This is a genomic window from Pseudovibrio flavus (assembly GCF_009711345.1).
Classification (GTDB): Bacteria; Pseudomonadota; Alphaproteobacteria; order Rhizobiales; family Stappiaceae; genus Pseudovibrio; species Pseudovibrio flavus.
On record NZ_SMMA01000057.1, the window covers coordinates 62253 to 83743 of the forward strand.

A 21491-nucleotide genomic window follows, 5' to 3' on the forward strand; every position below is an offset into this window, starting at 1 on the left:
TTGCGTGATTTTTGTTTTGTTCTATGAGAGAAAATATTAGTTATATTGGTGGTTCGCACTTTAAGTACATGACAATGGAAACCGCAAAAAAAGTGCTCAGTAGTGGACAGCTTCGTTGGTCTTCGCCAGCGTTGTTCAATGACGTAGCGGACATACAGTTTGGTGCACCAGTTTCGGTTGTTGCTGAAGAACTTAAAAGCATAGTAGAAAAGCGGTTGCATGCGCTTTATTCAAATGCACACCTGTCGAGTACCGTTGCGCCTGAGATTACGAGGTTAATGCGTAGAGTAAAAATGCAATACCCTAAGTTAAGTTTTGAGGAATTTTGCGATATATCAAGTAATTCAATCGAATATATTTGTAAGCTAGCCGAACTTGAATTTTCTGAATGTAAGGTCAAAATTGAGAAGCATCTTAAGACATTGAAAGTACTCTGTCTCACCGATGCGCCAGACCTTCCAAATATGTGGGGTTACTACGGTGACTCCCACAGAGGGGTCGTAATGGAGTTTGCCTCTGATCGGAAAGATAACTCCCATTGGAACAAAGCTATTGCCGTTAATTATGTAGATAGATTAGAGACTAAGCTCGGAGCACACGCCGCATTGGAAGCTGCATTGGGCAATCGACTTGTCGATGGTTTGTTGATGAAGTCCTACTGTGCCTTAACGAAACACAAGAGTTGGGAGCATGAAAGAGAGAGGCGCTTTGTAGATCAAACGAACGTTACAGATGACTATGTTGATCTGCCTTTCAATCCAAACGAGCTGGTAGGAATATATTCGGGCTTTAGAGTAGACCAAGATCAGGATTTTTCTACTCTTTTGCAAAGATATCCCAAAGCAAGACTTTACCGAATGGAGATGCAGAAAATGTCTCTAAAACCGGTACCTCAAGAAACAACCTCTGATCACATAAAAAACGCTTTACAAAGCGCGTAAGCCACTTCAGAATTTCTGCGGTTGGAAGGCTGGACCCTTCTAGTGTTTTGTTTTTGTTGGTTATTTGAGGTGTGGATCGCGCTGATTGTAAGAATTGAATCGGCCTATCAGCGGCACCACTTCTCTCAAAAAAATCTACAGAGTATTTGGCTTGGCCTTGGCGCTGGGAGTTTTATGCGTTTTCGGATGCGCTGAAGTCGTAATCGCGCTGAACTTCTGCAACGCGAATGCGGTAGGACTGGAACAGGCTATCGCGGCCCTTTGACTGGGCGAGATGGTGTTTAAGGTTTGCCTTCCATTCAGCAATCGCTGCTTCGCTCTCCCAAAAGGATAGGCTTAGAATTTTTCCTTGATTGGTGAGGCTTTCAAAGCGCTCGATGGAAATACAGCCATCCACTTGTTCCAGTTCTTTGCGTAAGGACGCTGCAATCTGCAAATACTCAGGCTTGCCTACAACTGTCGGGTACACTTCGAAAATTACGACGTGCATAGATATCGCTCCAGATAAAAACTGCGCTCTTCTACACCATCGCAGAGGCTTGGGGTATTTGAAATTGGGTGCTGGAGCAGCCTGTCAAAGCAGGGCGCGTAGCGGTATTGGCGCACCTTATTGACTGCGAAAAGGCGTTTCTATTCAAAACTTAGGCTGCTGATGGTTGCCTTGTAAGGAGAGAGCAGGCGGCCTGCCTGCTCTCAAGCGTATTAAAAATTGTAGGCTAGACCGGCAGTAAAGAGGTTTTGGGATCCTTCTATTTGGAAAGCTGAGGTTCCACTAAACTTAAAAGTCTCTTTGCTCATCTGAAGATGCTTGTAGTCGATACGTGCGGAGATATTGTTCGTAATCATCGCCTCAAAGCCTGCGCCAACGGCCAGCCCGATGTGCGTGTTGCGAGTAATTTCCGCATCGCTGAAGCGCTTAACTTCGTACTCGACGATACCTACACCTGCTGAAACATAAGGCAAAAACTCACCAGTATCGTAACCAAGTCGAACGGTGCCGATAGAATTCCATTTTGACGTAGATCGACTAAGGCCAGAACCAGACACGGCTTCATAATCTGTGGCATTTATTTCAGCTTCCACGCCCACAACAATGTTATTGAAGCTGTGGTTGTAGCCCGCGAAGGCTCCTGCAATACGGGCGTGTATTGATCCTTTATTTCCAACGGTGTCCTTGCCAGTAAATACGCCGTAGCCACCTTTTAGGCCAACATGCACGCCATCCCAGTTTCCCGAAGAAGATGGGCTATCTGCCAGTGCAATATTAGGGGCTAAGAGTGTAGTCGCGATTAAGGCATTCTTGATCATCATGAATCCGAACTCAAATTATTTACTGGTAAAAATATCAATGTAAAAATACGCATTTTGTGGTTAATGATCTCTTTAAACACGGGGCGTTGGCTGCAAAAGGCGGGGCAGGGCTGTGCAGCAGCTTTCGCTTTTCTACGAAAACCGCAACGTCTTCGCCCTTCTGTTGACATTGTTCGAAGATTAGATCTGCCATACTAGTATTGTTTCGGGCTTGTTCATGATCGGCTGATGGGGAAGGTTAGGGCCTCGCATCTGCTAGCGGTGCATATGAAAGCCTCTAGGAAAACCAGCGTTCAAGGTTGCGTTTCGTATTACCGGCTCGCGTTAGGTAGGCCCACACTTACCTGTTTCCGCTTTCTGCTTCCCTTGCGGGTGCTTTCATGCATGAATTACAAAAGCGTGGCGGGGTAACCGTCCATATTCGGGAGACGATCCATGACGACCAAATGGGGTATTGTATCAACGGCCAAGATCGGGATGGAGAAGGTTATTCCTGGTCTGCTCAAGGCCAAGGGCGTTGAGGTTGCCGCCATTGCATCTCGTAGTCTTGAAAGCGCTCAAGCTGCGGCTGACAAGCTCGGAATTCCCAAAGCCTATGGTTCCTATGAGGAGCTGCTGAACGATCCTGAAATCGAGATCATCTACAACCCGCTTCCCAACAATATGCATGTTCCGGTTACCTTGCAGGCGGTGGCTGCGGGCAAGCATGTGCTTTGTGAAAAGCCAATAGCGCTGGATGCCAAAGAAGCCGAACAGCTTCTGGACCTGCCAAAAGATCGCTTTGTGATGGAAGCGTTTATGGTGCGCTGTCATCCGCAGTGGCATCGTGCACGCGAGATTATCGAGTCTGGAGAGCTTGGCGATATTCGCGTTGTGCAGTCGGTCTTTGCATATAACAACATGGACGCAAACAACATTCGCAACCGCTTGGATGTTGGCGGCGGCGGACTGATGGATATTGGCTGCTACCCGATTGTTGCAGGCCGCTTCTTCTTCGACAGTGACCCGATCCGCGCCATTTCGATGATTGATCGTGATCCTGAGTTTGGAACAGATCGGCTAACCTCAGGCTTGATTGATTTTGGCAATGGTCGCCGTCTTGACTTCACCGTGTCCACCCAGTCTGTGCCTTACCAGCGCTTGAACATTCTGGGCACCAAGAAGCGCTTGGAACTGCTTATTCCATACAACGCGCCTCTTGGTGGAAAAACTGTGCTTCGTTTGGATGATGGCAAGGTGCTGGGTGACGGCGCGATTGAAAGCGAAACCATTGCTGAAGCAGATCAGTACCAGCTGCAGGGCGAGCTGTTTGCCCGTGTTGTTCGCGGCGAAGAGGAGCTGCCATTTGGTACAGCTGACGCGGTGATGAACATGCGCGTTATTGATGCTCTGCTGCGCTCTGAAGCAACGGAGAAGTGGGAGCAGATCTAGTTAGCTCTTTTACGCAATAGAAAAAGCCCTCATCCGCATGGTGAGGGCTTTTTTTGTTACTCGCTCTGGCTAGGCCAAGAGCCTGCAACTTTCGCCGTTTTCATATGCTTTATGCCATCTTGAGTGAGCTGGCGGATTTCATCAAACGTTTGTAGGCGGGTGATTTCACCGTCGAGGAAAACCGTTTGCAGCTGGTCTTCACGGCCTGCAAGGTCTTCAAAACGAATGGTTTCCATTATACCGCGCTCGTTCTTGATTACGGCCTGTCTGCCCGGACGGGAGAACTTTAGCCCTTCAAGAGACGTCGCCGGTTTTTTAAAGACATCACGCCACTCTCCATCAACACAGATGGCAGAAACCTTCATAGCAAAGCCAAAGGTATCGCGGTCCAGCTTTTGCAGCAGGCCAGCGCCCATACCGAAGGCCACATTGCCGATGGCAAGGTTCGCGCCCTTGAGTGCTTTGATTATGAGCGGGATGGTTTTCGGAGTAATACCATCACCCTGAATGACACGCACTTTCTCGTTTAGAAGACGGTAGCCGCTTGGTGTTTGGGTAAAGCCGAACTTTGCTCCAATCGCCTCAATAACTTTTGGCAGCTGGGTGATTGGATCGCCGCTATCTGGACGAATGACGAGGAACCCATCCGTTCTGGAAAGGACCAGTTCCTTCAGTTGGTCGCCCCAGTAGCTCTCGATGGCGCGGAAAAGATCGTAACTATCAGAAACGCAGGCGACCAAGCCACTTGGATACTGGCGCACTATATTTTCCATGGCGGAAGCTTCGCCTTCTGCGCCGCCCCAGCTTGTCATAGTGGCGTGCTCTGATGCAGGAATGGAAAAGCCTGCCATATCCGCACCGTAGTAGTTGCGGGCATAAACAAGGCCGGAAACAGTATCGGTGCCAAGAGCGGAGATCAGGTGGGCGCAGCCGCCAATCCCAGCAGCTTCGCGGCTGGTGGTGCCGCGTGCACCAAAGTCATGTAGTTTGAACTCAACGCCCTCTGAAGAGCCATCGGTTTCCTGCATAGCCTCACGAAGTGCGTCGATACACGCTGTGGAGTTGGAGGCCACAGTGGTTGGATACCAGACGGAGCGCAGAATGCGGGTTTCAAGAAATGCTGGAAGCCAGAAAAGCTCTGGGTCTGTGTTGGTAATACGCAGCAGAGCTGTGCGAATGCCGCAGACGGTGCCTTCCGGCAGCGCATCGATTTTAATTGGCAGCTTGCCGCCATGAACGGTTGCAATGCGCCGCCAGCCGTCTAGCGCCGTTTCAAAGCCGTGGGCACGGATGAATGGTTCGGCTTCATCAATAGCCTCTTCCGTTACGACTTGGCCTTGGAGCTTGGCCAGCTCCATTTGTAAGCCAAACATAACGGTGAAGTCCGTCGGGCCGTTGGGTTTGCGCGCTTCCACATAGGCTGAGACATACTCTGTGCCCGGAGGGTACTGCACAAAGTGCGAGTATTTATAGCTATCTGTGTCCAGCAGGGGGTTGTTTTCGTCTACCGCGTTGGCAAAGAGTCCACGAGTGCTTGTCATCAAGTTCCGCCCATTTAATTTCTGCTGTTACGGACACCGGTCGCGCACGGTTCCTTTGCGAAATGGCAGGACAATAAGCCCTGCCAAGCACAAGTGGAAGCCCTCGGTATCCTATCCTTTTTGTCTACAGCACTCCATATCCCCCTCGTGAGCGCTGTTGCCCGCTTAGAGCGGGTTTTTATAGATGATGGAAGAATCTACCGTATTGATATCTCGCTTACCGCAGAGGGCCATGGTGATATCCATCTCCTGACGCAGAATTTCCAGTGCCCGCGTTACGCCAGCCTTACCGCCAGCGCCCAAGCCGTATAGGAACGGCCGGCCGATGTAAGTGCTTTGAGCACCAAGCGCTTTTGCACGCAGTATGTCCTGACCAGAGCGGATGCCGCTATCGAGGTGAATTTCCATGCGCCCGTCTACTGCTTCAACAATCTCTGGCAGAACCGTAATGGAAGACGGTGCGCCATCAAGCTGACGGCCGCCATGGTTGGAAACGATCATTGCATCTGCGCCTGTTTCCAGCGCTTTAACAGCGTCTTCCTTGTCCAGAATGCCTTTGAGAATGACAGGGCCGCCCCAGCGTTCTTTGATCCACTCAACGTCTTTCCAGTTGAGCTGAGGATCAAACTGTTCGGCTGTCCATGAAGACAGTGAGGAAAGGTCGGAAACACCTTTTGCATGGCCCACAATGTTACCGAAAGAGCGGTTGCGGGTTTGCAGCATACCCATGCACCACGCCGGGCGTGTTGCCATCTGCCAGATGTGTTTTGGTGTGAATTTTGGCGGGGCAGAAAGCCCGTTGCGCAGGTCTTTATGGCGCTGTCCTAGGATTTGCAGGTCAAGGGTCAGGATCAATGCCGAACAGCCAACGGCCTTGGCGCGGTCAATCAGATCGCCAATGAAATCCTTGTCCTTCATCACATAGAGCTGGAACCAGAACGGCTTTGTTGTCTTCTCCGCGACAGCTTCCAGCGAGCAAATGCTCATGGTGGAAAGTGTGAAGGGTACGCCAAACTCTTCCGCTGCTTGTGCTGCAAGAATTTCACCGTCTGCGTGCTGCATGCCGGTCAGGCCGGTTGGCGCAAGAGCCACCGGCATCGAAACATCCTGCCCAATCATCTTGGTTGCGAGGTTTCGATTGGTCATATCTACGGCAATGCGTTGACGGAACTTGATTTTCTCAAAATCGGATTCGTTGGACTTGTAGGTTCCCTCTGTCCATGAGCCGCTGTCTGCGTAGTCAAAGAACATTTTGGGCACGCGCCTACGGGCCTGTTTTTTTAAGTCTGCAATTTCCAGAAGGGGAGCCATGGACGTTTCCTTACAACCTTTCAGTATTAAGCTAAGCAATTGCACGGATCAGAGATATGTCAAGGGTAAACACCTAGGACTTTTGATGGGAGTGCGCAGCGCAGACTCAATAAAACTGATGAAATTGGCTTAAAGTCAGCCAAAACATGGTTGTCCGCATCCGTTAAGGTAGTTTGGCTACAAAACCGCGCAGGTGCGCCTGCTTTCCCCTAGTGCGGGTAGGGAGATGGCTCTACGAAGTAATCCAACTAACTGGCGCATTGCTTGAGCTCTTCTAATTTAGCGGTGCTGCGTTTCGGGACGCGTGCGGGGGATGAAAGCGATGTATGTTTTTCCAGATAAAATAGGCAAAGTCGCCCTAATGGCGGCGATGACCTCCAAGGAGGAGGAGGGGGAGTTCAAGGCTTGGCTGGCTCAAACTCAGGAGTACAAAATCGGTATTACGGTCGTTTCAGGCTGTAAGTCACAGGTTTCAAAGTCCTTTGTTAAGTCGATGATCAACTGTGCTGTGCAGAACGAGGTTATCCATCACTGCACCGGGCATATTCATGCGGCGATCCATGCGGGCCTTGAGTGTTTGAAGGGACTCACTTCGGATGTTGCCGCTGAGTCGAGCTTGAAACTGAAAGTGGCTGTTGTTTCAGACAAAAAGTGGATCTGTGTAGTTGCCTACGGCGTTTCTGCCTACCATCCACTGACCAACCATGAGCGGGTTGGTATGGGGTTTATGCATATATAGACCCAGACCCAATGTTGACATTAGTCAATGGGGTCCTCTGGTAACCTATGGGAATCAATAGGTTACCAGCTTTTGGATACATCGTCTTATTATGTAATATATCTAATTGTTCGCTATCCATTATAATCTAGAGTTATTAATCAGAGACGGAGGCGCTTAAGGCTAGCGTCCCCACAGTGTACTAGATCAACGAAAGTGTCGTGTGATCTAGAGAACCAAATCGCCAAAGTGAATAAGTGTCCACAGTGTGGCTTAACTAAGCTTAGACCGTAAATACGTTCTTGCTTGAACGGTGTTTGCTGTCTCGAGCGGCATGCTTTGCTTTAATGCATGGCATGACAGCTTAAGGCTGTAAGGTTATGACTTGTTCGCAACTACGCGACGTTCAAAGTGGACAGACTTCCTTTCCAGTAAACCGGATTGCTTGGGAGATTGGTTCAGCCTTTCTTTTGGGCGCATTGCTTGAAGTTTCAACGCATCCAAAACCGGGTCTGGTTACACCTCTTTCCAATGGATCCCATCAAGATATGGATTTGCAGACGTTCATGCGTTCGTCTGCTGCAATTGCGCCTTGCTTTTACGAGTGTGCGCAGTTGGGTCTGTCTCACGAAGGGGCGATAACAGATCTGCTGCCGAAAGTTCGTAATACTGGCGTGTTCTATGAAGACGTTTTACTTGCGACAACCGGCGGAATTAATACCCAGCGCGGCTATTTGTTCTGCGCCGGTGTTCTTTCTGCTGCCACTGGCTATGCAGCTCGTTCTATCCGCACATTTTCCGAACGCGTAATTCTTACACTTGCTGCCCGCATGTGTGAGGGTTTGTGCAATCGTGAACTGGAACAGACCCGTTCTGCTGAAAAGCGGACTGCGGGTGAAATTCTGTTCAAGGAGCATGGCGTTCGCGGCATCCGCGGCGAGGTAGAAGACGGTTTTCCATCAGTTGCTGTGTTCGGTTTGCCTGCTTACCGCACAGCTATGGAGCGCGGCCTGCCTGAGCGTTTGGCCCGTATTCATGCACTGATCACATTGATGAGCGTGGTGCAGGACACCACCGTTCTTTGGCGGGGCGGACCGAACGCCCAAGAGTTCGTCTACAAACGGGCTCGCCACATTCTATCGCTCGGGGGGGCGATGACTGCGGAAGGGATGGAAGAAATCCATTCGTTCGATGCCGAGTTGGTCTCCCGCAATCTGAGTCCCGGCGGATGTGCTGATCTGCTGGCGGTAACTATCGCCCTTGAAAAGCTGACTAGCCGTCAAGGTGCCACCGGAACCCAGAGCTCGCGAGTCAATCAAACACATCCAAAAATCGAAAAAATGAAGGTGGGGCAATCATGAGCGTGATTACCTATTCGTTGATGACCTACGCAATTACGGCCGTCATAGCCTATGGGGTTATCGGCGTTGTTGTTGGTCTTAGTAAATTCCTATCCAAGAACGAAGCGTCAGAGTAAAACCAATGCTTGATCAACTATTTGCTGTTTTTCCGGGCATCGGAACTATGTTCGTTCAGGACCCGATCATCGCCTTCTCACGCGTTGGTTTGATGGCGGTCGGCTTCCTGCTTGCTTATCTGGGCTTCAAGCGTACTCTTGAACCACTCATCATGGTGCCAATGGGTATGGGTATGGTGGCGGTTAACGCCGGCGTGCTCTTCCTTGAAGGTGGTGCAATTGGTACTCTCGTGGTTGCTCCTATGGTGTCCGAGCCAAGCGCGCTCATCGACATCATGCAGATCAACTTCCTGCAGCCGATCTACAACTTCACATTCACCAACTCCTTGGTGGCATGTATGTTGTTCATGGGCATCGGCACAATGGCGGATATTTCCTTCATTCTTGCCCGCCCGTTTGCTTCCATCACTGTAGCGCTGTTCGCTGAGCTGGGTACCTTCGTTACTCTGGTTCTGGGTGTTTGGTTCGGTCTTGCTCCTGGTTCTGCTGCTGCTGTGGCAACCATCGGTGGCGCTGACGGTCCAATGGTTCTGTTTGCCTCTCTCATCATGGCAAAAGAACTGTTCGTTCCAATCTCCATCATCGCGTACCTCTACCTGTCCCTCTGCTACGCTGGTTATCCTTACCTCGTGCGTTGGTTGGTTCCTGAGAAATACCGCGGTCTTGAAGTTGAAATCGACTTCCCAGATGTATCCAACCGCGCGAAGTTCATCTTCATCGTTGTATCTTGCGGTCTGCTCTGCTTGCTGTTGCCTGTTGCAACTCCGCTTATTCTTTCCTTCTTCCTTGGCGTTGCTATCAAAGAAGCTGAGATCGAGCCTTACCAGCAGTTCCTCGAAAAGACTGTTACCTACGCTGCAACCCTGTTCCTCGGTCTGGTTCTCGGCGTGCTGTGTGAAGCGTCTACCCTGCTTGACCCACGCGTTCTGATCCTTCTCGTTCTGGGTATCACCGCGCTGGCAATCTCCGGTCTTGGCGGTATCGCAGGTGGCTGGTTCGTATGGTGGATTTCTAAAGGTAACTACAACCCTGCAATCGGTATTGCTGGTGTGTCCTGTCTGCCTTCCACCGCGAAGATCGCTCAGAAAGAAGCTTTCGCTGCAAGCCCTTACGCTGTGATCATGCCTCTGGCAATGGGCGCTTCCATCTGCGGTCTGATCGTATCGGCAATCGCAGTGGGCGTGTTCGCCTCCACCATCGGCTTGGTGGCTGTCTAACCAGAAATGGGGTGGGGCGCCTTTTGCGAGGAAGGTGCCTCACCCAAGCAAGCAGATCCTTATTTCGGTAACTGTGTAAACGGGTATGAAAATGCTCTCCTACGGCCTGAACAGACAAGATGGCAAGGTCATCTACTATCTGAAGACAACAGGTTCCACGAACCGCGTTGTTTGCCAACTGGCCAAGTTCCACGAGGGTGAGACTGTCGTTGTTGTTGCCGATCACCAAACCTCCGGCCGGGGGAAGGGTGAGCGGATCTGGTACTCCCATCCGGGTGATAGCCTGTGCTTTTCAGTGCTGCTGCGCCCGAATGTCGAAATCGAGCGGATCTATCAGGTCACCCTCGTTGCAGCAGTTGCGGTGCATGAAGCAATTCAAAGCGTTTGCGGTCTGTCTGCCGGGATCAAATGGCCAAACGATCTGCTGATTAACGGAAAGAAGTGCTGCGGAATTCTTAGTGAACTCCAGATGACCGAAATGAACGAGGTTGATTACGTCGTTGTCGGTATCGGGATCAACGTCTCCCAGCAGTTCAGTCAGTTCAACAGCGAAGTTTCGCATCGTGCCACCTCTCTTTCTATCGAGAGCGGCGGCTACGTGGATCGTATGGAGGTGTTTTCTAAAGTCATCGATCGTATTGACTTCAGAATAAGTGAGTGGGGCTCTAAAGGATTCTCGCCGTGCTATGAGATCATAAAGAAAAACTCTCACTCTGTTGGTAGATCAGTCACAATTAATACTGGAATTCACGAGATTTCCGGAAGTGTAGATGCGATATGTAGCGATGGATCTATTCTAATTAAAGATCAGAAAAGCATATATCATCAGTTGCACTACGGGGAGTTAATCTAGAACTACTTTGGGGAAAGTGGTTCAGGTGGAGGTAATTGTCCATGCTACAAACAAAAGTAAATAGAAGCTGGGAAAACGCGAAGCAGGATACTGCGCAGCGTATGGAGGCAGCTTCGCGGTTCATTGGCAATGGCAAGCAAGTTAAGCACGAAGATACCGTCGCGCTGCTTGAAGCTGTCATTCGTCCATATGACATCGTCAATATTGAAGGTAACAACCAGAAGCAGGCAGACTTTCTTGCAGAGTGCCTGAACAAGGTTGATCGCGGCAAGATCCACGATCTGCACATGGTGCAGTCCGCTGTGCCGCTTAAAGCGCACCTCGACCTGTTCGAGAACGGCATTGCGAAGAAACTGGACTTTGCGTTCGGTGGCCCGCAGGCTGGCCGCGTTGCTGAATTCATTCGTGATGGCAAGCTGGAACTCGGCGCGATCCATACATACCTCGAGTTGTTCGGTCGTTACTTCCTCGACCTGACGCCGAAGGTCTCTTTGATCTGTGCGTATAAGGCTGACCGCAAGGGCAACCTCTACACCGGCTTTAACACCGAAGATACGCCGACCATAGTGGAAGCAACCAAGTTCCGTCAGGGTATCGTGATCGCACAGGTCAACGAAATCGTTGATGAACTGCCACGCGTTGATATTCCGGCTGACTGGATTGATGCGGTTATTGAATCTCCGCGTCCGTTCTTCCTTGAGCCTCTGTTCACCCGCGATCCTGCGCTCGTAACCGACACCCAGATCCTGCTCGGTATGATGTGCTTGAAGGGCATTTACGGTCCTTACGGTGTGAAGCGCCTCAACCACGGTATCGGCTTCCTATCAACCGCAATCGAGTTGATGTTGCCTACCTACGGTGAAGAGCTGGGCCTGAAGGGCAAGATCTGTACACACATGATCTTGAACCCGCACCCAACCATGATCCCTGCGATCGAAAGCGGCTGGGTAGAAACCATCCACTGCTTCGGCGGTGAGCTTGGTATGGATGAATATGTGGCATCGCGCCCAGACATCTTCTTTACCGGCCCTGATGGAACGCTGCGTTCCAACCGTGCATTTGCTCAGACTGCTGGTCACTATGCGCTCGATATGTTCATCGGCGGCACCCTGCAGATCGACAAATACGGTAACTCCTCTACTGCAACTGCAAACCGCGTTGCCGGTTTTGGTGGTGCGCCGAACATGGGCTGTGATGCCAAGGGTCGTCGTCACGTAACCGAAAGCTGGTTAAAGTGTGGTCAGGAACTGCCAAACCGCGAAGCTATTCAGGGCGATATGCCTCGTGGCCGCCGTCTGGTTGTTCAGGGCGTTGAAACCTTCGGTGAAGGCCGTGCACCTGTATTCGTAGATAAGCTGGATGCTTGGAAGTTGGCTGAAAATGCTAACCTCGACCTGCCTCCTGTAATGATCTACGGCGACGACCTTACTCACATTGTGACCGAAGAAGGTATCGCATACCTCAGCCGCTGTCCGGATCTGGAAAGCCGCATGGCCGCAATTCGCGGTGTTGCCGGTTATACCGAAATTGGCCTGCAGGCCAAGCCGGAAGAAACCAAGCGCCTGCGTGAAGCTGGCATCATCATGACACCTGAAGATCTTGGCATTGACCGTTCGCGCGCCAACCGTTCGCTGCTGGCTGCAAAGAACATGCAGGATCTCGTTACTTGGTCCGGTGGTCTTTACAACCCACCAGCCCGGTTCCGCAACTGGTGATATAGGTGACTACAATGGCTCTCAATCAGCTAAATTTCTCTATCGAAAACGCAAGCCCAACCGTCGCTCTCGGCGAAGCATTCCACCTTGGTGTGGTGGGCTCTGGCGATCTGGAAATGATCATCGAGTCCAAGGAACAGGGCGGCGCTGTCAGCTTCCAGATCCTGTCTCCTGTGACCGGTTTCGATGATCTCTGGAAACGTGTTGCAGATGCATTTGTTCGCGAAAGCGGCCTTGGCAATGCGCACATCGAAATCAACGACAACAACGCGACACCAGCCGTTGTGATGCTGCGCCTTCGTCAGGCGCTGGCAGAAGCTACAGCACGCTAAGGGGGCAGACATGACTAAGTGGACTGATTTGCAATCCGCCAGCTTTCTGGAATCCAACGCCCGTGATCGCGCGCTCGGTCTCGTCGACGAAGGTAGCTTCACTGAATTCTGCGGTCCTATGGACCGTCGCCCAAGTCCCCATCTTGGTGTGCTTGGCGATGCTGTTGAATACGATGACGGTGTAGTAACCGGCGTTGGCCGCATTGGCGAAACTCCAGTGTTCGTAATCTCCCAGGAAGGCCGCTTTATCGGTGGTGCAGTGGGTGAAGTACACGGCGCGAAAATCGTAAATACCGTTCGTCTTGCAATCGAAATGCTTGACGCAATGGTTGCCAAGAACCCTGACACTCCGGAAGCACACAAGCCAATCGTTGTGTTCTCTTTCGAAACCGGTGGTGTTCGTCTTCATGAAGCAAACGCGGGTCTTCTGGCTCACGCTGAGTTCATGGATCAGGTTCAGAAAGCTCGCGGCAAAGTGCCTGTGATTGCAGTGATCGGCTCTAAAGTTGGCTGCTTCGGCGGTATGGGCTTTGTGGCTGCTGCAATGGACGCAATCGTAATGAGTGAATTCGGCCGTCTCGGCCTGACCGGTCCTGAAGTGATCGAGCAGGAAATGGGCCGCGAAGAATTCGACAGCTCTGACCGTGGTCTTGTGTTCCGCACCACCGGTGCCAAGCACAAGTACATCATGGGCGACTGCAACTTCCTCGTAAAAGACAGTGTTGCTGCATTCCGCGCTCAGATCGCTGATCTGGCCGTTCTGCCGATTGCAGACTTTGAAGCAATGCGCCGCATCGGTTCGGAAGCCGCGGTTGATAAGCAGCTGGCACTTGTTGCTCTGGCTGTTGAACTGCAGCCGAAGGACTCTCTGGATGTGTGGGCACATGCTGGCAACGAAGCACCTGCCGAGTTGAACGATGCTCCATATGAAGAGTTCATCGCAAAAGCTCAGCGCCTCGCTGTCTGATCTCTAGGCTCAATCGAAATCACAAGGCAGTTAAAAATGGAAGACATTGAAACTCTGGTTGGCCGTGGACGAGAAGCGATTGACTTCATTGTTGATGCGGACTCTTTCGAAGAAAACACCGTTGGTGCGTTGACCTTCGATGATCCGGAATTCGGCCCGGGTGCAGTTTGCGGTACCGCTACGCTTAACGGCGCAACCGTTACCGTAATTGCGAACGATGCTATGGCCATGAACGAAAAGTTCCCGGTCGTATACGGCGGTATCATCGGCATGGAAGAAGGATACAAGATGGCTAAGTCCGTCTATGCATCCATCACCGCCGATGCTGACAAAGACCTTGCCGACAAACGCGCTATCGTGCTCGTTGTCGACACTCCAGGTAACGGTCCTGGTAAGGTGGAAGAAATCTTCGGCATGAACAAGTCAACCGGTGCTTACCAGTTGGCGCTTGCTGAAGCCCGCCTCAAGGGTCACCCGATTGTAGCGATGGTTATCGGCCGCGCTATCTCCGGTGCGTTCCTGTGTCATGGCCTGCAGGCAGATCACATTCTGTCTCTGGACGCCAACTTCGGCACCATGATCCACGTTATGCCGCTGACCTCCATCTCCCGCATTATCCGCAAGGATCTGGAAACCCTGCAGGCGCTGTCTACCGGCAACCCTGTGTTCGCTGCTGGCCCTCGCTTCTTCTACGAGCTGGGTGGTGTGCAGGAACTGGTGACCGAGATCTCCGGTATGCGTGATTGCATCACCAAGCACATTGCTGAAATCCGCACTGCAAAGGCAGAGGGTCGTGAAGACGATCTTGGCCCTTGGGGTCGTGGCAAGCTCGGCAAAGAGCGCGGTGGCCGCGTCGTGCGTGACGAGGTTATGGCGCTGATGAACGAGCAGTTCGCTGCTGTCGCTGACCAGTATACGGCCAGCTAACGACAATCGGGGTGTGTCATGTCCAACGATATTAATGCACTGGAAGAAGCTGTTCTGTTGTTTGGCGGTGCGCCGACAATTGATGAAATGGCTCGTAGAGGCTTGAAAGACAAAGGTATTGCAGGGCCAACGGCTGCGCATGTGATTGAAGAAATCCATGCTCCGCTCAACCTTGCCTACCTTACCTTCACCACAGGCTCTTCTGCCTTCCAGAATATCGTTGGTGTGGCACACACCGAAATTGAAGGGCGCTCGCGGGTAGGGGCCGAAATTTTCCGCCGTCTTGGTGTGGTGGCCGGTGATGGAATGCTGGTTACCTACCCGCCGCTCGTTAATGTGTTTTCTGCCGCCGCACTGCGGGACTACGGCATTACCTGGGACTTCCTTGTTCGCTCAAGCCGGGACGCGTTTACCGTTTCCATGTGCAAGAACAAGCCGCGACTTGTTATCGGTGAATCCTCGTTTCTGCGCGTGGCGTTGCAGCAAGCGGCGGACCTTGGTTTCAAGTCGCAGTTTCCAGAGGAATGTATCCTGCTGACTGCCGGTACGCCGCTCGATCAGGACCTTCTGCCGGTGGCAGAGGCGTTCGGTTACGAGGTGCACGACCTTTACGGCTGTCAGGAATTTGGCTGGCTCGCTCTCGATGGCGTCCCACTGCGTGATGATATCAGTCTGGCTCCATCGCCGCTTGGTGGTGAGTACCGCGAGTTGATCGTGGGCGGTTTGCCAATGGGTGACAGCTTCCTCATTTCCGAAGCTGGTCACGTGTGCAACCGTGAAGGCAAGATCATCACTTATCGCCGCAAGCGAACCCATCCCGAATTTGACGTGTTTGTTGAGGCAACGACGGTTGGCTCGAAAGAGACCGTAGAACGGGCTGCGCGGACGATCTTGCGCATTAAATCCCGCATTGTTCGTGTGAGTGAGACCGTGGAGATCGGCGCGCCTGCAACGCGCTTGGTGCTGCGTCCATCGCATCAGGTGCCGGGACAGGAGGCTGTCGGGGACTTTGAGATCACAGGGCCGGATCTAACTGAAATGTTCGACTGTCTTGTTGGCGCGCAGGTGGAGTTGCAGACCAGCGAGAAGAAAGATCCGACATGGATCAAGAGGCGCTGAGATGTTGAACCTGAGGCACACGCTTGCTCATTTCTCGCCGGACCAAATGGAGCGGATGCTTGCTTCCATTCTATTTGCGATGACGCCTAAAGACCTTGATCGGGAGCAGCTGGATGGTGCGCTGAAGGCCCTTCGCTCCTATCGGGTGCCGGGCATAGTGTGCCGCCCGCTTACGGAGCTTCCAGAGGGGCAGGGACAAGTCGGGTTCTCTTTGCCGCTGAAGCGGGGTGCGCAGCGACTCAGGGCCTCTGTCACGGTCAGCGAAGGGGATGTAGTCAGTTTTTCAACACCTTATGAGGTCATGGAACGGGCGCTGGAAATTGGCGATATGCCGGTTTCTCCGCTGCTGAGAACGCTGAAAGCGTGGGCGGACGACCTCGATATCGAGCTTGGACTCATCGGTTCTTGGGCTCTGCGTGCGCAAAGCGGACTGGCGTACACGACCAGCGATTCCGACATCGATCTGGTTCTGAAAAGTTCCTCACAAGAAAATATGCGAGAATTCCACGGTTTAAAGTCTACTTTAAGTAATAAATCAAAAATAAATATTGACTGTGAAGTATTATTGAAAGGTAATAGTGGTATTAAACTTGATGAATTAGTTTCTGATAGTTCATTTATACTGTGCAAATCCATAACTGGTGTAGCGCTTATAAGTAAAAACGAGCAAATGTTCGCTTGATGTAAAAGGAGAAATAAAGTGGACGTAAAAGCAAAAATGCCATCGGTTGTTATTTCGATCACGGCTTCTGTTGGTGACACCGTCGCAAAAGGTGACTCCCTGGGTGAAGTAGAAGCCATGAAAATGAAAAACAAAATCATGGCCCCATGTGACGGTAATGTATCTGCAATTCACATCGCAGTTGGCGATAGAGTGAAGCCAGGCGGCCTGATGTTTACCATCGAATAATGGGGGAAAGAGGTGGCAGCGCTAAAAGGCAGTGCCGCCTCTTACTTTTTGCCGTAGTGCAATTTAGGGGAGAACTAAGATGGTAATCTACGGATTGGCTTTGATGGGGGGCTGCATGATTGTCGGCTCTTTCATCGGTCGAAGCTTGGGGTGGCTTCTGGGAATTAATGCTGACGTTGGTGGCGTGGGCTTTGCGATGCTGTTTCTGGTTGTGGTCGGCCAGCGTCTCATGGACAAGGACCAGCTTTCCAAAGCAGCGCAGAGCGGTATCGCTTTCTGGAGCGCGATGTACATTCCTGTCGTTATCGCAATGTGCGGTACACAGAACGTTGTTGCAGCTCTGACAGGTGGCCCTTTGGCGTTTATCGCCGGTCTTGGCACTGTTGTTGCCGGCTTCCTGCTCATTAAACCAATCAGTGCTCTTGGTGGTAAGTCCGAGCCGGTTGACAGCGCAGCGAATAAGCAAAAGGGAGCTGCGGAATAATCATGGATCAGGTCATCATTAAAGCCTTTACAAGCTATCCGCTTGTTACAGCCTTCGTGCTTGTTGGTGTTATTACCTGGATTGCAGGCATCATCTCCAAAGCCATGGGCAACCGCATTGCGGGTTCCGCTGTTGCGATTGTTATCGGTCTGATCCTGTCTTACATCGGTGGTGTAATGACTGGCGGCTCCAAAGGTTTGTCAGACGTCAGCCTGTTCTCTGGTCTGGCTCTGCTGGGTGGTTCCGTATTCCGCGATTTCGCTATCGTGTCTACAGCTTTTGGTGCTCGTCTAGAGGAGCTTAAGAAAGCAGGTCTTCCGGGTGCAGCCTCCCTCGTCGTATCGGTGATTGTATCTATCACCATCGGTGCGGCTGTTGGTCTTGCGTTCGGTTATACCGACCCGGTCAGCCTTGCAACAATTGCTGGCGGTGCAACCACCTTCATCGTTGGTCCTGTTACCGGTGCTGCACTTGGTGCGTCTTCCGACGTTATCGCGCTTTCCATCGCAGCTGGCGTTGTGAAGTCTATCGCGATCATGATCATGACCCCGCTCGTTGCAAAGCGAGTAGGTCTCGATAACCCTCAGGCTGCAGCGGTTTATGGCGGTTTGATGGGCTCCACAAGTGGCGTTGCTGCCGGATTGGCTGCCACCGATCCTAAGCTTGTTCCTTATGGAGCCCTGACGGCTACCTTCTACACCGGTTTCGGCTGTCTGGTATGTCCATCCATCGGTTACATCGTTCTTGCAGCAATCTTTGGCTAAGAAACCGGAGCTTTTGACAGCTCTGGACTGACAACGATGTCCGAACTCAACAGGTAGGGGCGCATGCATAGTCTGTCAACTCGTTTGCAGGCGGTGCCCCTATCCTTGAGGGAACTACTCAACCCTTAAGTTTGGCCCTCCCATGAATGTAATGCCCTTCAAAACAATTATAGAATTCAATGCTGTAGGCTATCAAAGCGGCGAACACGAAATCCTTAAAGAGCTTAACCTCTTTATGTCAGAGCCGCGCATTGGCATTGTGGGCAGCAACGGGTCTGGCAAAAGTACTTTCCTGCGTTTGATCAATGGTCTGCTTGTACCAACCACGGGTGAGGTATGGGTGGATGGCTTGGAAACCCGCCGCTGCGCCAAACAGGTGCGCGATCGTATTTCCTTCGTCTTTCAAAACCCCGATAACCAGATTGTTCTGCCAACTGTTGAGGAAGATCTCGCCTTTGGTCTCAGCCGTTCCGACCTGTCAGCGGAAATTATCGCTAAACGGGTTGATGATGTGCTTGAGCGGTTGGATCTGGCCCACAAGCGGCATGAACCCTGCCACGTTTTAAGTGGTGGTCAAAAACAGTTGCTGGCGATTGCAGGTGCTTTGGTGCGCCGTCCCGCTACCATCATTTTTGACGAGCCGACGACGCTTCTGGATTTGCGCAATGCGCGCCGGATTGCGGACGTTATTTACTCTCTGGAGCAGAACGTGATTACCGTGACGCACGACCTCACTCTTCTAGAGGGGTTTGATCGCGTTATGGTTATGAACGACGGCGAGGTGGTTGCTGACGACACTCCAAAGGCAGCTCTTAGCTACTACCGGCGGCTGATGTCATGACCGCTTCGTTCTACATACATAAGGAAAGCTGGCTGCACCGTTTGGCTGCCGGGCGAAAGCTGTTTTGCTTGGCGGTTCTAGGTACCGGCATCTCCTTTGTTTCAGATCTATGGTTACTTGCGGGCGCACTTTCGCTGTGTGTGTGTTTGTTTCCAGCCGCACAGCTTCGCTTGGTGGTTGCGTATAATCAGGTGCGTCCGCTTTTTTGGATTATGGCTGCGCTGTTCGTAGCCAAACTGTTTACTGGGCCCTTAAGCGATGCATTTGTCGTTATTTTGCGACTTTGCATCCTTGTTCTTGCTGCCGGTTTAATAACCGTGACAACGAAAACATCAGCGCTTTTGACTGTGCTTGAGCGGGTTTTAACGCCGCTTTCGGTTTTTGGTTTTTCTGCCCCTCGCATGGCTTTTGCGCTTTCACTTGTCATTCGGTTCATTCCGGTAGTGGGGCAGATTTCGCAGGAGGTCAGGGAAGCGCAGCAAGCACGCGGACTTGGCACCAATATCTTTGCCTTGATCATTCCGTTCGTCCTGCGGATTGTGAAAATGGCTGAACAGGTTTCGCAGGCCATAGACGCCCGAGGTGGTCTGCCTGATGCAAAACCCTCTCCTGCAGTTATGCGGCGCTCCCAAGCTGTCCGTAGATCGGTCTCCGCTCCTATGGGGGCGGAGACTGATCAACCCCATTAGGTCACTGGAGAAAAATAATGAATACTCGTGATACTGTGCTCGTGGCCCTTTTCGCGGCCTTTACCGTTGCCCTTGCTTTCTTTCCGCCAATCACTATTCCGCTGGTTGGCGTGCCCATTACAGCTCAGTCTCTTGGTGTGATGCTGGCAGGCGCTGTGCTTGGTGCAAACCGCGGCGCGCTTTCTATGGGCTTGGTGCTGGCGCTTGTGGCTGTTGGCTTGCCTGTTCTTGCAGGTGGCCGTGGCGGCCTTGGCGTGTTTATGGGGCCAACAGCGGGCTATCTGGTTGGCTGGCCGCTGGCAGCTTATGCAACTGGTCTGTTGTTTGAGCGCTTTTCCGGCAAAGCAAACTATCTCGTATTTTCCAGTCTGTTCTGCATTGTGGGCGGCATCTTCGTTATGCATCCGGTGGGCGTTTTGTGGCTGTCCATCAGCGGCGGCATTCCGCTTGATAAGGCGGTTCTTGGAACGCTTGTCTTTGTGCCGGGTGATGTGCTGAAGGCTGTTGCTGCCGCATATATCGCTATTCAGGTTCGCAAAGCCCTTGGCGCGACCATGGGTTATGGCGCAAACCGCATCTAGAAGGCCGCTCCTTTAGTTGTCTGATCCACATTTGAAATTTGTTGTTCAGCGGGCCGGCTCTCATTTCAGGTGCTCACCACGAAGAACGACAACTTCACCCCCGCTCGTGGTCTTTTCCGTGCTCCTAATCTCAAGACCATCCCGAGCAGACAAAACCGGTCCCTTCAAAGGGGCCGGTTTTTGTGTTGCTGGCAATCAATGTGAATTTTGCTCAAAGCGGAGTCGTCGCTATTTCGCCGAGCGTGCGTAGCTCTCTGGTAGACAGCTCAGATATGGAATTTCGGGAAATGGCGCAAAATGGTGACCCCGACAGGATTCGAACCTGTGACCTGCCGCTTAGGAGGCGGCCGCTCTATCCATCTGAGCTACGGGGCCATGTGGTGTGCAACTACGACCTGCGATATCATGATTTAGAGAGTGATGCGAGACTGTTCACCAAACTATCGCGAGTATCCCCCGAATGCCTAGGGGCATGTTTGTTGCTGATTTGATTTGGCCCTGCAGGAACTGATTGATGCGCTTGCTGGCCAAAACTGATTGACTGTTTCGGCGCAGAGTTTGTTTGCGCTGGCTATCAGTTGGTGTTTGCGTTGGTTCGTATCCGGTGTCTAATTCTGCTTCTATTTGCGCTCACCCAGTCGCCCGTTCAAAGCGCTGAAGGCACCAAGGATGTTTGCGTTCCTGAAGGCGTCGAAGGGGTGGAGGTGGAGTGGGCCGGCGCGGGCCACTCATTTTTAAGCCGTGATGGCAGAACCTACTTTCTTTCAGATGTTTACAGCCCTCAATCTCATCAGGAGAATGAAGGGGCGGGCCATCTGCCCGTTGGTGGTCCATATATAGCCTATCCGTTAAGCGACAAGCCTGATCGCTGGGGCGAACTTCCGGCCGTTGTTGTGGGGCAGGGTGGATACACCGTGAATAAGTCTGTGATCCTAGCGGGGCAGTCCTTCGTTTTTTATGTAGGTTTAAATACTGAATGTCAGACTGCGTTATTAGAGGCCGAGCGCCTAGCGCGCCTTGAACAGCGGGGCCTATGGCAGACGTATTCACCCTATGATGCTGAAGACGCTACGCTTTTAAAGCGATACGGTGAGTATCACTTGGTTGAGGGAACCGTGTTGTCAGTGGGGCACACACGCAAGGTCATCTATTTAAACTTTTCAGAACGCTGGACACAGGATTTCACCGGCATTATTCAGAGAGAAAACGTAGAGGCGTTTGCTCGGTCAGGCATTGATGTTGATGCGCTTGAAGGGCAGTTCGTGCGATTGCGAGGGGTTGTTCAATTACGACGCGGTCCCGAAATATTGCTAGAACACGCCGCTCAACTGGAAGTCTTGCAGCCGGAGTCCCTTAACTAAC

At 51.9% G+C, this 21491-nt stretch carries 23 protein-coding genes and 1 tRNA gene; 19 read left to right on the plus strand and 5 right to left on the minus strand.

Going from position 1 to position 21491, the window contains the following annotated elements; genetic code table 11:
- Positions 1–74: 74 nt before the first annotated feature.
- The gene (locus E1162_RS06255; RefSeq protein ID WP_257098704.1) at positions 75–941 is read left to right on the plus strand and encodes a DUF2971 domain-containing protein; all 867 of its coding nucleotides are present in this window, start codon (positions 75–77) and stop codon (positions 939–941) included.
- Positions 942–1113: 172 nt separating this feature from the next.
- Here E1162_RS06255 and E1162_RS06260 read toward each other — a convergent pair whose 3' ends face one another.
- Both E1162_RS06260 and E1162_RS06265 read right to left on the minus strand, forming a co-directional pair.
- Positions 1114–1431 carry an antibiotic biosynthesis monooxygenase family protein gene (locus E1162_RS06260; protein WP_155128379.1) on the minus strand — a complete coding sequence of 106 codons (318 nt, stop codon included), beginning with the start codon at positions 1429–1431 and terminating at the stop codon, positions 1114–1116.
- A 212-nt stretch (positions 1432–1643) separates the two neighbouring features.
- On the minus strand, positions 1644–2252 hold the full coding sequence (locus E1162_RS06265; RefSeq protein ID WP_155128381.1) for an outer membrane protein: 609 nt from the start codon (positions 2250–2252) through the stop codon (positions 1644–1646).
- A gap of 435 nt (positions 2253–2687) precedes the next feature.
- On the opposite strand from E1162_RS06265, the gene E1162_RS06270 reads away from it, so the two are divergent.
- A complete protein-coding gene (locus E1162_RS06270) occupies positions 2688–3683 on the plus strand; it encodes a Gfo/Idh/MocA family protein (RefSeq protein ID WP_155128383.1) in 996 nt (331 codons plus the stop codon).
- 56 nt (positions 3684–3739) lie between these two features.
- Here E1162_RS06270 and E1162_RS06275 read toward each other — a convergent pair whose 3' ends face one another.
- Together E1162_RS06275 and E1162_RS06280 are read right to left on the minus strand one after the other, a co-directional pair.
- Positions 3740–5224, minus strand: coding sequence for a nicotinate phosphoribosyltransferase (locus E1162_RS06275; RefSeq protein ID WP_155128385.1), 1485 nt, complete (start codon positions 5222–5224; stop codon positions 3740–3742).
- Between the two features lie 165 nt (positions 5225–5389).
- Entirely contained in the window at positions 5390–6535 is a 1146-nt protein-coding gene (locus E1162_RS06280; RefSeq protein WP_155128387.1) for an alpha-hydroxy acid oxidase, read from the minus strand.
- A 313-nt stretch (positions 6536–6848) separates the two neighbouring features.
- Between E1162_RS06280 and E1162_RS06285 the strand changes: the two genes are divergently transcribed.
- The 16 genes from E1162_RS06285 (at position 6849) to E1162_RS06360 (ending at position 20129) form a co-directional block, all read left to right on the plus strand.
- The gene (locus E1162_RS06285) at positions 6849–7274 is read left to right on the plus strand and encodes a HutP family protein (protein ID WP_257098705.1); all 426 of its coding nucleotides are present in this window, start codon (positions 6849–6851) and stop codon (positions 7272–7274) included.
- A gap of 359 nt (positions 7275–7633) precedes the next feature.
- Positions 7634–8614, plus strand: a complete 981-nt coding sequence (locus E1162_RS06290) for a triphosphoribosyl-dephospho-CoA synthase MdcB (protein WP_155128389.1) — start codon at positions 7634–7636, stop codon at positions 8612–8614.
- Between the two features lie 121 nt (positions 8615–8735).
- Positions 8736–9947 (plus strand): Na+-transporting malonate decarboxylase, carboxybiotin decarboxylase subunit, encoded by a 1212-nt coding sequence (madB, locus tag E1162_RS06295; protein ID WP_155128391.1) that lies wholly within the window; start codon positions 8736–8738, stop codon positions 9945–9947.
- 85 nt (positions 9948–10032) lie between these two features.
- The gene (locus E1162_RS06300) at positions 10033–10800 is read left to right on the plus strand and encodes a biotin--[acetyl-CoA-carboxylase] ligase (RefSeq protein ID WP_155128393.1); all 768 of its coding nucleotides are present in this window, start codon (positions 10033–10035) and stop codon (positions 10798–10800) included.
- A gap of 41 nt (positions 10801–10841) precedes the next feature.
- Positions 10842–12515 (plus strand): malonate decarboxylase subunit alpha, encoded by a 1674-nt coding sequence (gene mdcA / locus E1162_RS06305; protein ID WP_155128395.1) that lies wholly within the window; start codon positions 10842–10844, stop codon positions 12513–12515.
- Between the two features lie 14 nt (positions 12516–12529).
- Entirely contained in the window at positions 12530–12847 is a 318-nt protein-coding gene (gene mdcC, locus E1162_RS06310; RefSeq protein WP_155128397.1) for a malonate decarboxylase acyl carrier protein, read from the plus strand.
- Positions 12848–12857: 10 nt separating this feature from the next.
- Positions 12858–13814 (plus strand): biotin-independent malonate decarboxylase subunit beta, encoded by a 957-nt coding sequence (locus E1162_RS06315; RefSeq protein ID WP_155128399.1) that lies wholly within the window; start codon positions 12858–12860, stop codon positions 13812–13814.
- 36 nt (positions 13815–13850) lie between these two features.
- Entirely contained in the window at positions 13851–14741 is an 891-nt protein-coding gene (mdcE, locus tag E1162_RS06320; protein ID WP_155128401.1) for a biotin-independent malonate decarboxylase subunit gamma, read from the plus strand.
- A gap of 18 nt (positions 14742–14759) precedes the next feature.
- The gene (locus tag E1162_RS06325; protein ID WP_155128403.1) at positions 14760–15860 is read left to right on the plus strand and encodes an acyl carrier protein; all 1101 of its coding nucleotides are present in this window, start codon (positions 14760–14762) and stop codon (positions 15858–15860) included.
- A gap of 1 nt (position 15861) precedes the next feature.
- On the plus strand, positions 15862–16542 hold the full coding sequence (mdcG, locus tag E1162_RS06330; RefSeq protein WP_155128405.1) for a malonate decarboxylase holo-[acyl-carrier-protein] synthase: 681 nt from the start codon (positions 15862–15864) through the stop codon (positions 16540–16542).
- A gap of 18 nt (positions 16543–16560) precedes the next feature.
- A complete protein-coding gene (locus E1162_RS06335) occupies positions 16561–16770 on the plus strand; it encodes a biotin/lipoyl-containing protein (RefSeq protein ID WP_371311829.1) in 210 nt (69 codons plus the stop codon).
- 79 nt (positions 16771–16849) lie between these two features.
- Entirely contained in the window at positions 16850–17254 is a 405-nt protein-coding gene (gene madL, locus E1162_RS06340; protein ID WP_155128407.1) for a malonate transporter subunit MadL, read from the plus strand.
- A gap of 2 nt (positions 17255–17256) precedes the next feature.
- Positions 17257–18018: a malonate transporter subunit MadM gene (gene madM, locus E1162_RS06345; RefSeq protein ID WP_155128409.1), complete on the plus strand. Its 762-nt coding sequence runs from the start codon at positions 17257–17259 to the stop codon at positions 18016–18018.
- A 151-nt stretch (positions 18019–18169) separates the two neighbouring features.
- Positions 18170–18859 carry an energy-coupling factor ABC transporter ATP-binding protein gene (locus E1162_RS06350; RefSeq protein ID WP_155128411.1) on the plus strand — a complete coding sequence of 230 codons (690 nt, stop codon included), beginning with the start codon at positions 18170–18172 and terminating at the stop codon, positions 18857–18859.
- The gene (locus E1162_RS06355; RefSeq protein WP_155128413.1) at positions 18856–19548 is read left to right on the plus strand and encodes an energy-coupling factor transporter transmembrane component T family protein; all 693 of its coding nucleotides are present in this window, start codon (positions 18856–18858) and stop codon (positions 19546–19548) included. Before E1162_RS06350 ends, E1162_RS06355 begins: the two co-directional genes overlap by 4 nt.
- 17 nt (positions 19549–19565) lie before the next feature.
- Positions 19566–20129 carry a biotin transporter BioY gene (locus tag E1162_RS06360; protein WP_155128415.1) on the plus strand — a complete coding sequence of 188 codons (564 nt, stop codon included), beginning with the start codon at positions 19566–19568 and terminating at the stop codon, positions 20127–20129.
- Positions 20130–20427: 298 nt separating this feature from the next.
- On the opposite strand, the gene E1162_RS06365 is transcribed toward E1162_RS06360, so the two are convergent.
- Positions 20428–20504: transfer RNA gene (locus E1162_RS06365), tRNA-Arg, on the minus strand.
- Between the two features lie 206 nt (positions 20505–20710).
- Here E1162_RS06365 and E1162_RS06370 point away from each other — a divergent pair.
- Positions 20711–21490, plus strand: coding sequence for a hypothetical protein (locus E1162_RS06370; RefSeq protein ID WP_257098706.1), 780 nt, complete (start codon positions 20711–20713; stop codon positions 21488–21490).
- Position 21491: the final 1 nt, after the last annotated feature.